The sequence below is a fragment of the Bradyrhizobium sp. CFUWI genome (assembly GCF_056429085.1).
On the sequence record NZ_JBWJZE010000009.1, the window covers coordinates 27,152 to 40,085 of the forward strand.

A 12,934-nucleotide genomic window follows, 5' to 3' on the forward strand; every position below is an offset into this window, starting at 1 on the left:
AACGTGCGAGGGCAGCGCGGCGCACAAGGCGAAAAGGCCCACGAGGAGATAACGTCCGCCCTGATGGCTGCGACCAAAGGCAAGCCAGCATCGGATGCGGTGCTTTGCCCGAACCGCGTGTCGTGGTTGGGATCCTGCTGTCATTTTGCGGCGAGGACCTCGCGGATCTCTTGCGACAGGTCCGATTTTCGATACGGTTTCTCAGCCTGATCGACGATCGCCCCCCTCCCCGACGGCGGCCTCAGTCCCGAATCTTCTGCGCCCGATACAGGCTCGGCGTCGTCCCGACCGCCTTGCGGAAGGCGCGGTTGAAATTGGCCTGCGACGAAAATCCCGTGGCGTAAGCAATGTCGACCAGCGGACGATCGCTGGTCGACAAGAGGTTCCTGGCGAGGTCGAGGCGCTGCCGGCTGACATATTCATGCGGCGCCGCGCCGGTCGCCGCCTTGAAGCTGCGGGAGAAATGCGCCGGGCTCATGCACGCCACCGACGCCAGATCCTTCACCGTGAAGTCTCGATCGACGGACGCCGCGATGAATTCCGTCACGCGCGACAGCCGCTTGGCATCGAGCGGTTTCTGGACGGCATGGGATTGCTTCAGACGGACCGAGGTGGCCGAATAGCTGTGCACCAGATGAGCCGACAGGGCCCGCCCCAGGCTCTCGATCAGGAGGCGGCCGGTCGAGGTCTCATGTTCGAGCTCGCCGAGGATCCGGTCCGCGACGTGCTCGATGAAGATGTCCTGGTCGATGCTTTCGTAGCGGATCGACATTCCGGACGGGTCGATGTCGAGATCCCTGAGCATGGTATCATCGAACGGCTCGCCCGGCAGGAAGACATGCAGGCATTCCTGCATCGGGTTCTCGACGCGGATGAAATCCTCGCGGATGCCGGCCGGACAGAGCCACACGGTGCCCCTCCTTGCGAAGGTGCGCTGACGCATGCCGGCGCCCTCGCGGTCGACCACCGAGTTGCCGCGGAGCAGGATCGCGATCTCGGTGTCGCGCGGCAATTGTGGCGGCAGATCACCCGGATCATGGCTCCACCGCTCCGCGAGCAGGTGCGACCAACGCCGCTCGTTGGATGTCTGAAGCATTCTGCCGGTAACATATTTATCGACAGAATTGCCGAGCATACCCATCGTGTCTCTCCGTCAGATAACGCGATGTGCAGGTAAAGGTAGTGCCGGTTCCAGCAATTAGCATGCCAGAGACCGGCCCGGGCGTCCACCGGCCGAGAGCAGGCTGGGACAACAACACCGCACATTTTGAGAAGCCAGGCCGGGCCCGACCACCGCATCCTTCGGATTGCCTCAAATCAGGAAGCGGAGAGTTCCATGGCAAGGACCACGGTCATTGGCGCGTGCCCCCACGATTGCCCGGACACCTGCTCGATTCTGACCACGGTCGAGGACGGCAAGGCCATCGCCGTCCGCGGCAATCCCGACCATCCGTTCACGCGCGGACGGCTTTGCGTCAAGGTCAACAACTACGAGGAGCGTGTCTACAGTGACAAGCGCGTGCTGTATCCGCTCAAACGCGTCGGACCGAAGGGCACCAGTCAATTCCAGCGGATCTCCTGGGAGGAAGCCCTGGCGACCATTGCCTCGCGCTGGACATCCGTCATTGCCGAGCACGGTGCGCAGGCAATCCTGCCCTACAGCTATCTGGGCACGCAGGGCGTCATCAACGGGCTGAACGTCGGCGATCCCCTCTTCAACAAGCTCGGCGCGACGGTTCTGGAGCGCACCTTCTGCGATTCCGGCTCTTGCACCGCGTACATGATGACGATCGGGCACACGCCGGGGGTCGATCCCGAGAGCTTCGTGCACTCGAAGTACATCATCCTGTGGGCCTGCAACACGCTGAGCACGAACTCGCATCACTGGCCGTTCATCGAGCAGGCGAAAAAGGCCGGTGCCAAGCTCGTGGTGATCGATCCCGTCCGCACCCGCACCGCGCGCCTCGCCGACTGGCATATTCCGATACGTCCCGGCACGGATGCTGCGCTGGCGCTTGCGATGATCCACGTCATCATCAAGGAGAATCTGGTCGATCGCGACTATATCGACAAATACACCGTGGGTTACGACGAGCTGGCCGAACGGGCGTCCAGCTACACAGCCGAATTCGCCTCGCAGGAAACCGGCATTCCCGTCGACGACATCGTCAAGCTGGCGCGGGAATATGCGACGACACCTCCGGCCGTCGTCCGCATCGGCGTCGCGGTCGAACGGCATGCCGGCGGCGGTCAGACCGTGCGCGCGATCGCCTGCCTTCCGGGACTGATCGGCGCCTGGAAGCACGTCGGCGGCGGGCTGCTCCAGCTCCCGATCTGGGCGTTCCCGGTCAGATGGGACGTGCTGATGCGTCCCGATCTCCAGCCGGAGAAGATGCGCGTGCTCAATTCCTGGCGCCTCGGAGCGGCGCTGACGGGCGAACTCGGCTTCGATCCGCCGATCAAGGCGCTGTTCGTCTACAACGCCAATCCAATGGCGATGGTGACCGAACAGGGCAAGCTCGAAAAGGGATTGGAACGCGAGGATCTCTTCACCGTGGTCAGCGAGCACTTCCTGACCGACACCGCCAAATACGCCGACATCGTTCTGCCCGCAACCACGCAGCTCGAGCAGAAGGACATCATGTTCTCCTGGGGGCATCTCTATCTGTCGTACAACAACCAGGCGATCGCGCCGCTCGGCGAAGCCGTGTCCAATACCGAGCTGTTCCGCCGGCTCGCACGCGCGATGGGCATCACCGACCCCTCCTTCTTCCGGAGCGACGACGAGATCATCGAGGCCTCCCTCGACTGGAGCAGCCCGGTGCTCGCAGGCATCACGCTCGATGACGTCAAGGCCAAGGGCTATGCGCGCCTCAACATGCCCGCGCCGGCCGACTGGGCGCCGCACCGCGAGGGCAATTTTCCGACCGCATCGGGGAAGTGCGAGTTCAGCTCGACCATCGCCGCCGGCGGCAACTTCGTGGTGCCGCTGTTCCGCCAGGGCTACAATGGCGATCAGGACGCGACGCCGGTCGATCCTCTGCCCCACTACATCCCGCCGAACGAGAACCCGCGCACCGCGCCCATGCTCGCAACGCGCTATCCGCTCAGCCTGATCTCGCCGAAGAGCCACGCCTTCCTGAATTCGAACTACGGCAACCTGCCGGCGCAGACCGCGCAGGCGGGCGAGGAACAGGTGGTGCTCCTCAATCCGGACGATGCGGCACAGCGTGGCATCGTCGCGGGCGCGCCGATTCGCGTGTTCAACGACCGTGGCGCGTTCGAGGCCTTCGCGACCGTTTCGGCCGACGTCATGCCGGGTGTGGTGGTGGCCCCGTCGGGCTACTGGCAGCGGTCCAATCGCAGGGGCGCGACGGTTCACGTGCTGACGCCTCCCGCCTTCGCCGACCTCGGCCGTGCCCCGACATTCTCGGACATCCTCGTTCAGGTCAGCGGGGCCTGACGATGACATATGTGGTCACCGACAATTGCCGCGGCTGCCGGTACACCGAATGCGTCACCGTCTGTCCCGTGGAGTGTTTCCACGTCGACGACACCATGACCTACATCGATCCGGAAAACTGCATCGATTGCGGTGGCTGCGCGCCGGCTTGCCCGGTCGGCGCGATCGAGCCCGACTATCGCCTCGCCGCGGACAAGAAGTACTGGATCGACGTCAACCGCAAGCGCGCGACTGAAACTCCCGTCATCAGTGCGCGCCTGCCGGCCCTGCCGGGGGCCGATGAACGCAGGCAGGCGCTGGGCCGATGACGGCGTCCGCTGCAAACGAAAACCGCATCGCCGTCGTCGGCAGCGGACCGAGCGGCTTCTACACCACCGAGGCCCTGTTGCGCTCGGGCGTGCCCTTGACTGTCGACATGTTCGAACGGCTCCCGGTGCCGTACGGGCTGGTGCGGTTCGGCGTGGCTCCCGACCATCCGAAGCTCAAGCAGGTCACAACGGCGTTCGACCGGATCGCCGCAATGCCCGGGTTTCGCTTCATCGGCGGCGTGACCATCGGAGACGACGTCACGATCGACGAGCTGCGCGAGGCCTATGACGCCGTCGTGCTGGCGACGGGCGCCGAACTGAGCCGGGCGCTCGACGTCCCCGGCGAAACACTCCCGGGCAGCCACACGGCGGGCGATTTTGTCGCGTGGTACAACGGGCATCCGCAGTTTGCGGATCTGCGGTTCGATCTTCATCATGAGACCGCGATCGTCATCGGCCATGGCAACGTCGCTCTCGACGTGGCGCGCATCCTCGCCAAGACCGCGGACGAGCTGCGCCGGACCGACATCGCGCGTCACGCGCTCGACGTGCTGGCTGAGAGCCGGATCCGCGAAATCCACGTCGTCGGCCGCGGCGGACCGGCGCAGGCCAGGTTCACCGCAAAGGAATTGCGTGACTTTCTCGAACTCAACACGTGCGACACATGCGTCGACATGCGCAACGTCAGCTCCGATGAATTCGAGCCGCGATCTCCCGGCGATCCGGAGCTGACCGAAAAATTGTCGTTGCTGCGCGCGTTCTCGCAGGCCGCCGTGACGAAGCCGCGGCGCTGCGTTTTTCGATTTCGTCTGTCACCCGTCGCGCTCCGCGGACGAGACCGCCTGGAGGCCATCGCGTTCAAGCAGGAAGCGGGCGCTATCGAGGACATCGCATGCGGCCTCTCGCTCAGCAGCGTCGGCCGGAAAACCACGCCGGTGGCTGGGGTTCCCTATGACGCGCATCGCGGCGTGCATGCGAACGTCGACGGACGTGTCGCGGTCGATGGTTCGGTGATCGAGGGCCTCTATGTCTGCGGATGGAGCAAGCGCGGGCCGAACGGCACGATCGGCACCAATCGCGGCTGCGGGATTGCGACCGCAGAGGCCGTCCTGGCGGATATCACCCATCGACGGCCGCGCTCGGACACGCCTGACGCACTGCTTGCGTGCCTGACCGGCCGCGTCGCACGCATCGTGAGCTATCCGGATTGGCGCACGATCGACGCGGCCGAGAAGCGCAGGGGAGCCGTGCTGGGCAAGCCCCGGGAGAAGTTTGTCACGATTCCCGACATGCTCGCCGCAATGGATGCGTAAACTCCGAGGCGCTGCCGGGCGCCTGCTCTATTCCTGATCGACGAGATCGTCCTCGAGGATCGCCATCTGGAACTGGAACGAGCGATCGTCGTCCTCGTCGTCGACAAACAGGACGCCGATGAATTCCTCGCCGATATAGACTTCGGCGGAATCGTCCTTCTTCGGCCGCGGCACGACGCGGATCTTGGGATTGCCGAATACGCGCTTCAGATACGCATCTAACTTTCTGACTTCTTTGACGTCCACGGCAAGTCTCCGATCGAAATTGGTCGGCGGGTTTTAGGACGAGACGCGACGAACCGCCAGCATGAATTGCCAAAGAATTTTGGGGATCGAAAGGGCCGGAAAATCCGGCCCTTGGCAACGTCAAGGGCCTTCTCAAATCCCCATGGCGTTGATCATCTGATCCATGGTGCGCGACGGCTCGGCGCAGCCGGCCTCCCCGACGATCTTGGCCGGCACGCCCGCGACCGTGACGTTGTGCGGCACCGGCTTGACCACGACCGAACCCGCGGCGATGCGCGCGCAATGGCCGATCTCGATGTTGCCGAGGATTTTTGCGCCGGCGCCGATCAGCACGCCGTGGCGGATCTTGGGATGACGATCCTCGTTCTCCTTGCCGGTGCCGCCGAGCGTGACGCCGTGCAGGATCGAGACGTCGTCCTCGATCACCGCCGTCTCGCCGCAGACGAAGCCGGTGGCGTGGTCGAGGAAGATGCCGCGGCCGATGCGCGCGGCGGGATTGATGTCGGTCTGGAACACCGCGGAGGCGCGGCTCTGGAGATAATACGCGAAATCCTTGCGGCCCTTGAGATAGAGCCAGTGCGCCAGGCGATGGGTCTGGATCGCGTGAAAGCCCTTGAAGTAGAGCAAGGGATCGATGAAGCGCGAGGTCGCGGGATCGCGGTCATAGACGGCGACGAGATCGGCGCGGAAGGCGTTGCCAAGATCGGGTTCGTCGCGCAGCGCCTCGCCATAGGCCTGGCGCACCAGCTCGCCCGACAATGCGGAGTGATCGAGCCGTTCGGCGACACGGTGAACCACCGAGTCTTCCAGGCGGCTGTGATGCAGCACCGACGAATAGATGAAGGTCGCAAGCTCCGGCTCGCGACGGACGATATCCTCCGCTTCGCCCCGGATCCGGTCCCAGATCGGATCGAGCGATGCGAGCTTTCCTCCCGGATTGACCTGATGCACTGCCATTGATTTGCTCTTTGGATTTGCTCTTCGAGTGGGCTCGTTTGACCGGTTCTATAGCATAGTCTAGGCGGTAAAGTCCTGACCGGCTTGCCTGAGAGTGAACAGCACCTTGCCCCTCGAAGCGCACCAAGACGTTGAAACACAACGATTTCTTCGGACGCCCGGGAGCGAGGTCGGCTCAAGGTGGTCAGAGTTTTGCCAAATTCAAGCCGGGCTGCGTCAAACTATTGGTGAATTCTCTCCGAGCCGCTATTGCGAGCATGGTCCGAAGCGAGGGCGGGAGCGGATTTGAGCATCACCACCGATCAATTGCGCGCGCGCGCCGCGGGCTCGCTTTGGCTGCGTCTGGCGGCGGTGGCCCTGCCCCTCCTGATGATCGCGCCGGCGCTCTGGAACGGCTACCCGCTGCTGCAATGGGATACCGGCGGATATCTGGCACGCTGGTACGAGGGTTATCTCGTTCCCAGCCGCTCCACGGTGTTCGGGCTCTATCTGCATTATGGCGAGAGTTTCGGTTTCTGGATCAACCTCGCAGTCCAGTCGCTGGCGACGCTGTGGCTGCTGCAGCTCACCCTTCGCGTGCTCGCGATGATGCAGACCTTTCGCTTCGTCGCGATCAGCCTCGGCCTGATCGTTTCGACCGCGCTGCCCTGGCTTGCGAGCATGCTGCTCACCGACATCTTCGCCGGGCTCTCCGTGCTGTCGCTGTTCCTGCTGATTGTGGGCGCAGGCCGCACCTCGACGATCGAGAAGATCTCGCTGTTCGTCTTCACCGCCTTTGCCGCGGCAACCCACAGCGCCACGCTGGGCGTGCTGCTCGGCCTTTGCGCCATCGGCTGGATCGCACGGCCGTTTCTAAGGCAGCGCCTTCCGCTGGCCGGATTGGCGCAGGCGAGCCTCACCATCGTGGCGGGCGGGCTGATGCTGGTCTCGGCGAATTACGCGCTGTCCGGCAAGCTGGCCTGGACGCCCGGCGGCTACGGCGTCGCCTTCGGCCGCATGATGCAGGACGGCATCGTCGCGCGTTACCTTAGCGATCATTGCCCACGCGAACGCTACAAGCTCTGCCCCTATCGCAACGAGCTGCCGGCGAGCGCCGACGAGTTCCTGTGGGGCAACAGCATGTTCAACACGCTTGGCCGCTTCGAAGGCATGAACGATGAGATGGGTTACATCGTCGTGCAGTCGATCAAGGATTATCCGGCCTGGCAGGCCGGCGCGGCCCTGCGGGCGATGGGCCAGCAATTGCTGCATGTCGCGACCGGCGAAGGCACCAATGGCTGGATCCCGCACACCCGCGGGATCATCGAGCGCTACATCCCCGCGCAGGCCGCGCCGATGCGCGCGGCGCGGCAGCAGAACTGGCAGCTCGACTTCACCGCGATCAACTGGCTGCACGTGCCGGTGGCGCTGGCATCGATGCTGGCGCTGCTCGCACTGCTCGGCCACGCACTCGCAAGCCGCCGACTGGACGATTTGACATTGCTGGCGGCGACCGTGACGCTGGCGCTGCTCGGCAACGCCTTCATCTGCGCCGTGATCTCGGGCCCGCACGACCGCTACGGCGCGCGGATGGTGTGGGTTGCGACCTTCGTGGTGCTGATGGCCGTAACGCGTCGCTTTGGCGACGACATCAAAGCGTGAGGGAATTGGAGTGAAGCGTCGTCGCGGTTGGTTTCATCCGCGCAGCGATCGCGTTCCTCGAAACGGAACAGCCAGCCAAGCCCAGGCGCAACCTCAATAATGGCCTCGCTATACGGGAAGCCGCGACCGATAGACCGTGGTTAGAAGCAGCATGAAAAGCGCTCTTTCAGCCTGGTACTTCGCGGCAGGACGACTTGATTCCCGCCCCTGCGCCGCGACCGCTCCCTGGCTGGTGCAGACGCTCCAGGCCCATCGTCTTCGCCTGCGCTGCACCAGGACCACCTCGAATATCGGAAACTCCGGTCTGACCATTGCTGCCGCTTCTCGCCCAATATCCACTAAACAAACTTGAACCCGGAGGATTGACTTGTGTCTTCACCCATTTGGGTGAAGCGGGAGTTTGCGCCTACCGGGGCAAAGTCTGATCGAGACCATCGCGTGTAAGATCAGGCCGGGCGATGAGGGGATATGTCCGCCGATGGAAACAGTCTAGCCGCCGCGCAATGCCTTGCCGGCGAGCAAGCTGACGAGCTCCTGCTGACGGGACAGGCCGGTCTTTGAAAGCACGGCTTTGAGCTGCGAGCGAACTGTCTCTCGCGCAACGCCGATTGTTGCTGCGAGTGCATCGATCGATTCGGCCTGTGCAACGCCACGTGCGACCTGGGCCTCTGCCGGCGTCAGGTCGAAAAGCCCTTGCAGGACTTCCGCACTCGGTACAGCGCCGCGATCGACCGGGGTCACGACGAGCATGAAGGTGGCTCGCGTGAAGATATCGCGTGCCAATCCGCGCACCGGGATCACATGCAGGACCATCGGTACGCGATCCATCGCCGCTGCGATGGCAACGGACTTAACTACCCGATTGTTGCCAAGCAACGGCGTCCCCACTGCTGCCAGGAACAACTCGTCCGCGGCAGCATCGGTCAAAGTCAGCCGCTCGGCGCGGTCGTGGAACAGCGACGGCATCAGCGCTTCGAACAAGCCGTTCGCCGCGAGCAATCTGCCGCGTTCGCGCAATATCGCTCCGGGCAGCCCGATCGCCTGCAACGCATCGGCTTGCGCGCGCGCGTGCTCGAAACCAAGCCGGCTTGCAGTCAGGGACGCCCGAGCCAGATGCGGCCTCAAGTCATCGAGGAACGAGACGACGTCGCGCGGCACCGGTCCATTGTCCTGATGTCGCGGCATGACGATCGCGATCGAATCGCCACTCGGTATCGGGATGATTGTCCCGGCCCTGTAGCCGATCCCATGCCTGCGGTAGAAATTGCAGTACACTTCATTGGTCGCAATCTCCTCGTCCGACAGGAGGTCTCCATCATTGAGGAAGCCGGCGTAATTGAGAGCGGCGGCACGCGGCAGCAACGGATCGCGCTCACTCCATCCCTCCTTCAGGAAAAGGGGCATGGTCTGGTTGAAATTATTGGAGTTGACCGCACTGATATAGCCGTCGCGTACTGCGAAAAGCAGGCCGCCATTCCCGCCGATAGCGATACCGATTTCACTGAGGACCTCGGGCCACAATGACGGTATCAGCCCGGCCTCGTAGATGCGATCAATCAGACGATCGAGATGCCCAGATCCACTCATGTGCAGTGCGAAGGAGCCAATGGCGCAATTATAGCTGGATGACCAAGGGACGCAATCAGCCCCGTGGAAATACGGTGACAGTGCACTAATCTCCGCACGGCGCGGCTATCCGGAGCGCTGATCAGCGCCAACTTTGTGCACGGTCACCGCAATGGAGCATGCCAGCAGGTGCTCGAAGACAGATCCCGGATCACTGAAGCTGAAGCTCCCTTGAGGCGAATGCGCAGGCCCTCGCCTCAATGCGTTCACATCGCCTTGGCGAGCGCGAACAGCCGGAAATCCTCGAGCGCCGCGTGCCGGTGCGGGGCGACTTCGCGCCGGTAGGTCTCGGTGTCGACGATCGAGCGGAAGGTGGCGAAATCGCCGTATTCATTGATCGCCGCTTCGTCCCAGCGTTCGCCTGGCGAGCCGACGAGGCTCGTCAAGACGGGGCCAGAGAACATCCGCGCAAGCGGCTTACCGGCCGCGAGACGCCGGAATGCGGGCCTGTAGCGTTCATCGAAGGCTTCGCGGCCCGTACAGGGCGCGGCGTCGAACCCGTCCTCGTAACGCGCCTGCGCGCGGTAGCGTAGCAGATTGAGCATATAAACCGGCTGGCCGGCTGGAATCGCCCGCTCGGCGGCGTCGAGGGCTTGCAGAGTGATTTCGATAGGGTTCATGGGACTTCCCGCGTTTCCAGCGCCGCAGAATGCGCGCCGACGCTCCCTAGCTAGCCGTTCGGGGGCGGCTCTTGTAGTGACTGAACAGCCATGATTATGTGGACACCATGTCCACAACGGCTTTGCCTCCCGATCTCTCGCGTCTCCTCGCCTTCGTCCGCGTCGTCGAGGCGGGCTCCTTCGCCGAAGCCGCTCGCCGGGCGGGGACGACCACCTCGGCGATGTCCAAGGCGATCGCCCGCTTCGAGAAGGCTCACGGGTTGCGGCTGTTGCATCGCTCCACCCATTCGTTGGCGCTGACCGCAGAGGGCGACAGGCTGATGACGGCGGGACGCGCATTGGCCGAAAGTCTCGCCCGTGTCCAATCCGCGCTCGGCGAAGTCGCGCGCGACGATGGCGGACGGGTGCGCGTGACCGCCCCCGCCTCGTTCGCGCGCGCCTGCATCCTGCCGCGACTGCCCGCGTTCCTGCGGGAACGGCCGGAAATCGAGATCGAGGTCAAATTCCGCAACGAGATTCTCGATCTCGCGGCGGAAGGCGTCGACGTCGCGATCCGCTCAGGGCCGCTCGACCGCGCGCCCGGCCATCAGGCGCGGCGGCTTTGCACGTTCTCCTGGATCGCCTGCGCCTCGCCCGCCTATCTGAACGCGCGCGGCGCGCCGGCCACGCCCTACGAGCTTTCCGCGCACGACCATGTCGGCTTCCGGAATCCCGCGAGCGGTCAGATCCTGACCTGGCGCTTCGCCGACCCCCGCGGCAAAGGACCCATTCGCGTCACGCCCAAGCCCAAGCACATTTGCGACGACGCGCATGCTTCGCTCGCTCTGATGGCGAATGGGTTTGGAATCGGTTGGGGGCCGGCGTGGCTCGTCAACGAAGACCTTCGCACCGGCCGGCTGGTCGAAGTGCTGGCGCCATGGCGCGCGCCTGGAGAACCCCTGTGGATGCTGCGCACCTCGGGCCGCCGCCCGCCCCTGCGGACACAGCGCGTCATGTCATTCCTCAACACGCTTCCCGCCGCGTTCAGCGACAAGGCAGCGTGAAGCGACTCAGCCGCGGCGGGAGAGGAAATCGAGCACGCCGTCTTGTAGACCTTGCCGCCAACCGCGCGCATGTGGTCGCGGTTGGGAATGTCGAGCACCTCGGAGCCAGGGATGATCGCACCCAGTGCGCTGGCGGAGCCGGCGACATCGTCGGTCGAGCCGTTTCTTATGCACTCCGGCAGGAGGCTACTCGGCGGGTGCACTCAACGGTCGGCGCATCTCTTGCAGCGACTGACGGAGAATTTGCATCGCTGAGGAAAGGAACAGACCCGCCATCAGCGCCGCGACAATCAGGTCAGGCCATTTCGAGGCCGTGAGCCAAACGGCTCCCGCCGCGATCATAACGGCGACGTTGCCGATGGCATCGTTCCGCGAGCACAGCCAGACCGACCTTACGTTGGCGTCACCATCCTTGTACTTCATGAGCAGTAGGACGCTCGTGACGTTTGCCGCCAACGCCAGGAAGCCTACGGCACCCATGATCTCCGCTTGCGGAATGCCAAGGATTAGCACGTGATAGGCCGTCGATCCAAACACCCACAAGCCCATCAGGAACAGAGATAGTCCCTTGAACAAGGCTGCCTTGGCGCGGGTGATCGCCGACGTGCCGATAGCGGCAAGGGTGATGCCGTAGGTCAGAGCGTCGCCTAAGAAATCCAGCGCGTCCGCTTGCAGCGCCTTCGAGCCAGCCAGATGGCCACCGCCGGTTTCAACGATGAACATCCCGGCATTTATTCCGATGACCAACCAGAGCCGTCGCCTGTAGTCCGCGGAAAGACCTTCGAACCTTGCTTCACTGCCGCAGCAACCACCGCAACCAGACATATGGCGCCTCCGCTTTGGGTGAATATGGGAGAATTTGCGGGAACGCGCAATATTTCAGGGTCATTGGACAACAACCTCATCGCCTCAGACCGCATGGCCTCAGCCGCGGCGTGACAGGAAATCGAGCACGCCGTTCTTGTACACCTTGTCGCCGACCGCGCGCATGTGGTCGCGGTTGGGAATGTCGAGCACTTCCGAGCCGGGGATGATCGCGCCGAGCGCGCTGGCGGAGCCGGCGACGTCGTCGGTCGAGCCGACCGCGATCAGCACCGGTACGTCGATGCGCGCGGCTTCATCCCTGGTCATGAGGTCGCGCGTGCCGCGCAGGCACGCGGCGAGCGCACGATGATCGGAGCGGGTCTGGTCGGCGAAGGCACGGAAGGTGCGCCCCACGGGATCGGTGACCTCGTCCAGCGAGGGCGCCTCGAGCGCTTTCGCCACGTTCTCGCCGGGCCCGGTGCCCTCGATCAGGCCGCCGATGCCGATGCCGCCGAGGATCGCCGAGCGCAGGCGCTGCGGCTCGTTGAGGGACAGCCACGCCGCCATCCGCCCGCCCATCGAATAGCCCATGATATCGGCCTGCGGGATGGCGAGATGATCCATCAGCGCGAGCACGTCGCCGGCCATCACCGGAATCGAATATTGCGCGGGCTCGTACAGCTTGGCGCTGTCGCCGTGGCCGCGATTGTCGAGCGCGATGACGCGGCGGCCGTTCTTGCGCAGCTCCGAGACCCAGGTCGGATAGACCCAGTTCACGTTCTTGCTGGAGGCAAAGCCGTGCACCAGGATGATCGGATCGCCCTCGCCTTCGTCGAGATAGGCAATTTCAACGGCGCCGTTTTGAAAGCTCGGCATCATCAGTTCCGTGAGGTCTTGAGGGGAATGGTTGATC

General features: G+C 64.0%; 12 protein-coding genes and 1 pseudogene. 5 read left to right on the forward strand and 8 right to left on the reverse strand.

What is annotated here, in order from left to right; all coding sequences use genetic code 11:
- Nucleotides 1-241: 241 nt before the first annotated feature.
- Nucleotides 242-1,096, reverse strand: coding sequence for an AraC family transcriptional regulator (locus AC066S_RS20255; RefSeq protein WP_135169248.1), 855 nt, complete (start codon nucleotides 1,094-1,096; stop codon nucleotides 242-244).
- Between the two features lie 240 nt (nucleotides 1,097-1,336).
- Here AC066S_RS20255 and AC066S_RS20260 point away from each other — a divergent pair, with 240 nt between their 5' ends.
- Genes AC066S_RS20260 through AC066S_RS20270 form a run of 3 tightly spaced genes read left to right on the forward strand, consistent with a single transcriptional unit; the run spans nucleotide 1,337 to nucleotide 5,084 of the window.
- On the forward strand, nucleotides 1,337-3,463 hold the full coding sequence (locus AC066S_RS20260) for a molybdopterin-containing oxidoreductase family protein (RefSeq protein ID WP_478270453.1): 2,127 nt from the start codon (nucleotides 1,337-1,339) through the stop codon (nucleotides 3,461-3,463).
- Nucleotides 3,464-3,465: 2 nt separating this feature from the next.
- Nucleotides 3,466-3,771 (forward strand): ferredoxin family protein, encoded by a 306-nt coding sequence (locus AC066S_RS20265; RefSeq protein ID WP_091889461.1) that lies wholly within the window; start codon nucleotides 3,466-3,468, stop codon nucleotides 3,769-3,771.
- The gene (locus AC066S_RS20270) at nucleotides 3,768-5,084 is read left to right on the forward strand and encodes an FAD-dependent oxidoreductase (protein WP_478270454.1); all 1,317 of its coding nucleotides are present in this window, start codon (nucleotides 3,768-3,770) and stop codon (nucleotides 5,082-5,084) included. Before AC066S_RS20265 ends, AC066S_RS20270 begins: the two co-directional genes overlap by 4 nt.
- Nucleotides 5,085-5,111: 27 nt before the next feature.
- Here AC066S_RS20270 and AC066S_RS20275 read toward each other — a convergent pair whose 3' ends face one another.
- Nucleotides 5,112-5,330 carry a DUF3126 family protein gene (locus AC066S_RS20275; protein ID WP_007602550.1) on the reverse strand — a complete coding sequence of 73 codons (219 nt, stop codon included), beginning with the start codon at nucleotides 5,328-5,330 and terminating at the stop codon, nucleotides 5,112-5,114.
- 132 nt (nucleotides 5,331-5,462) lie between these two features.
- Entirely contained in the window at nucleotides 5,463-6,287 is an 825-nt protein-coding gene (gene cysE / locus AC066S_RS20280; protein WP_135163171.1) for a serine O-acetyltransferase, read from the reverse strand.
- Between the two features lie 285 nt (nucleotides 6,288-6,572).
- On the opposite strand from cysE, the gene AC066S_RS20285 reads away from it, so the two are divergent.
- Nucleotides 6,573-7,928: a hypothetical protein gene (locus AC066S_RS20285; RefSeq protein WP_478270455.1), complete on the forward strand. Its 1,356-nt coding sequence runs from the start codon at nucleotides 6,573-6,575 to the stop codon at nucleotides 7,926-7,928.
- A gap of 489 nt (nucleotides 7,929-8,417) precedes the next feature.
- On the opposite strand, the gene AC066S_RS20290 is transcribed toward AC066S_RS20285, so the two are convergent.
- Nucleotides 8,418-9,515, reverse strand: a complete 1,098-nt coding sequence (locus tag AC066S_RS20290; protein WP_126257856.1) for a helix-turn-helix transcriptional regulator — start codon at nucleotides 9,513-9,515, stop codon at nucleotides 8,418-8,420.
- A gap of 245 nt (nucleotides 9,516-9,760) precedes the next feature.
- Complete coding sequence (locus tag AC066S_RS20295) at nucleotides 9,761-10,174, reverse strand: hypothetical protein (protein ID WP_126257855.1); 414 nt, start codon at nucleotides 10,172-10,174, stop codon at nucleotides 9,761-9,763.
- 107 nt (nucleotides 10,175-10,281) lie between these two features.
- On the opposite strand from AC066S_RS20295, the gene AC066S_RS20300 reads away from it, so the two are divergent.
- Nucleotides 10,282-11,217: a LysR family transcriptional regulator gene (locus tag AC066S_RS20300; protein WP_126257854.1), complete on the forward strand. Its 936-nt coding sequence runs from the start codon at nucleotides 10,282-10,284 to the stop codon at nucleotides 11,215-11,217.
- Between the two features lie 6 nt (nucleotides 11,218-11,223).
- On the opposite strand, the pseudogene AC066S_RS20305 reads toward AC066S_RS20300, so the two are convergent.
- From AC066S_RS20305 to AC066S_RS20315, 3 genes and pseudogenes are all read right to left on the reverse strand, one after another.
- Nucleotides 11,224-11,387, reverse strand: a pseudogene (locus tag AC066S_RS20305) (alpha/beta fold hydrolase); the annotation flags it as partial.
- Between the two features lie 16 nt (nucleotides 11,388-11,403).
- On the reverse strand, nucleotides 11,404-12,042 hold the full coding sequence (locus tag AC066S_RS20310) for a cation efflux transmembrane domain-containing protein (RefSeq protein WP_126257853.1): 639 nt from the start codon (nucleotides 12,040-12,042) through the stop codon (nucleotides 11,404-11,406).
- Nucleotides 12,043-12,141: 99 nt separating this feature from the next.
- Nucleotides 12,142-12,897 (reverse strand): alpha/beta fold hydrolase, encoded by a 756-nt coding sequence (locus tag AC066S_RS20315; RefSeq protein WP_126257852.1) that lies wholly within the window; start codon nucleotides 12,895-12,897, stop codon nucleotides 12,142-12,144.
- Between the last annotated feature and the right edge of the window lie 37 nt (nucleotides 12,898-12,934).